Below are 1,897 nucleotides of genomic sequence, written 5' to 3'. Positions count from 1 at the left end.
GACAAGCTCGGCGAGGACCGCTTCGGGCTCGTCGTCGAACAGGTGCTGCTTTTGCTCTGCGACCCAGGCCCTGAGCGCGGCGCTCCCCTCCTTGCAAAAGGCGGTGCCCGCCTCCCAGAGCTTCTCGAACACATGGTAGCAATCCACCGTGTGCGTCGCCTCGGGGAAGTACTGGTTGGCGAGCCGAGCGTAGTCGTTGTCTCCATCGGTGAGCAGCTGCACCAGCCGGCCCTGCTCGCGGCCGAAACCCCGCTTGTCCGCCTCGCGCCGAGCGATCTCGAAGGCGCGCTGTTTGGAGCCGAACGAGGCGTAGTGCCGGCGATGAACGGGTCCCTCCAGACGCCGCGTACCCACTCGACGCAACGTGTACATCACCACCATCGTCACCATCTTGGCGTTCTTCGCCTTGTCTCCCTTGCTGCGCCGAGGCTGTTTGGGGTGGCGTGCTCGCTTGAGCCGGCCACGGTGTCGCGGTGAACCGCCACCTGCGCGCTTGGTTCGTTTGCCGCGTCGGCGTCGAAGCTCTCGACAGGTGGCCGTGGGCACGCCTTTGGCGTCGATCTCCACCACCAGGACTTCGCCATCGTCCTGGGGAGCGGGCTGCAATCGAAACCACGCCTCGGTGTGCGCGCCCAGACCCAACATGCTTTGCTCGATGACCTCGGTCGACGGCGTGTGCGGCACGAAGTCGCTCAGGACCGAGCGGGCCGTGGCGTACGACAGCTCCGCCGATAGCCGCGCCGCGTGCATCAGCACGTTCCAGCTGAAGCGTTCCCGGGTGAGCCCGAGCGACAGGTCCAACGGGTGCAGACCGTGCCGAGCCCCTGGAGCCACTTCCCTCAGATAGATGCGCCAGTAACTCACCACCCCGAACATCGTGCTCAGGTTCCGGGCAATCGCAGGCGCCGGCCGGAACCTACGCCCCAGCCACTGCAGGCGCAATCCCCCGTCCTGTTCGACCAACTGCTGCTCGCGCAGTGCCAGAAACAGCACCACGAGCGCTCGACCGACAGCGAACACCGCCTCCCGCAGCTCTCGCTCGACGTCCCTAAACGACAGTTCGTCCGTGCACGAGGCGCGAGTTTCGACCCACCGCACGGCCTGTGCGCAAGCGCGCTGGGTCTCGTCTCGAAGTTGTTCAACCGTGGGCCGATTACTTTGCCGTTGCCCGTTTCGCACAAGGCTCAGCGGAGATATCTTCAACATCGCGGGTGTCCGTGGTGGTGTTGGTTGGTTTTGCAACCCCAGGATCACCCGGATTCCCCGCATTTTCACCCCCTCAGCTCAATCTGCCCCTGGATCTCAGCCCGGCTGCACCCGGTTGATACTAGGCGGTGCAGTAGCCTTACGGTGTGCTTCGAAGACCTCCCGAGCGTGCGGTGTCTCAGGCTGAAACGTGTCTGGTCCTGGTGGGTCACCCTCCCCGGTCGGAGTCGGTTCAGGAGGCGGTGCCGATTCGCCACCGCCGCTAAACAAGCCCCCAACCCAGCGGGCTCCTGACTTGATACCCCCCCAGACCTTACCGGCGCCCTTCTTGGTACCCCGCCACGCCGCCCCGGCGTCCTTCTTCAGCGTGTCCCAGTCACCCGGAACACAGATGTAGAAGGGGGTACATACGTAATTCTCCCCAACAGCTTCCACCGGGCATCCAGGCCCATCACACGGCGTCTGATGGTGGCTAAACCCACTGGGATCCGTCCAGTTCAACGGATTATTCACCACATACGCATATCGGTTCCATGACTGACTATTCCCCGGCTCGGGCACGAACGGGTCGGGCTGCAAAAACCTCCCCATATGCGCGTCGTAGATTCTGCCCTTCATGTTCACGAGGCCGAGCTTGTTGAAGTGCTCGTGGCCGGTGTAGCCGAGTCGGGTCTTGGGGCGGTTCGGGTCG

Annotated in this window: 2 protein-coding genes; both read right to left on the bottom strand. The window is 64.0% G+C overall.

Annotated elements, in window-relative coordinates; genetic code table 11:
* Nucleotides 1-1,206: hypothetical protein (locus MJD61_14430; protein MCG8556467.1), on the bottom strand; the 1,206-nt coding region annotated here is incomplete at its 3' end.
* Between the two features lie 96 nt (nucleotides 1,207-1,302).
* The coding region (locus MJD61_14425; protein ID MCG8556466.1) for an RHS repeat-associated core domain-containing protein at nucleotides 1,303-1,897 on the bottom strand (595 nt) is incomplete at its 5' end.

It is taken from the genome of Pseudomonadota bacterium, assembly GCA_022361155.1.
Taxonomy (GTDB): Bacteria; Myxococcota_A; Polyangia; order Polyangiales; family JAKSBK01; genus JAKSBK01.
Note: the sequence above shows the minus strand (reverse complement) of the source record. Positions and strands in the feature narration are given on the sequence as shown.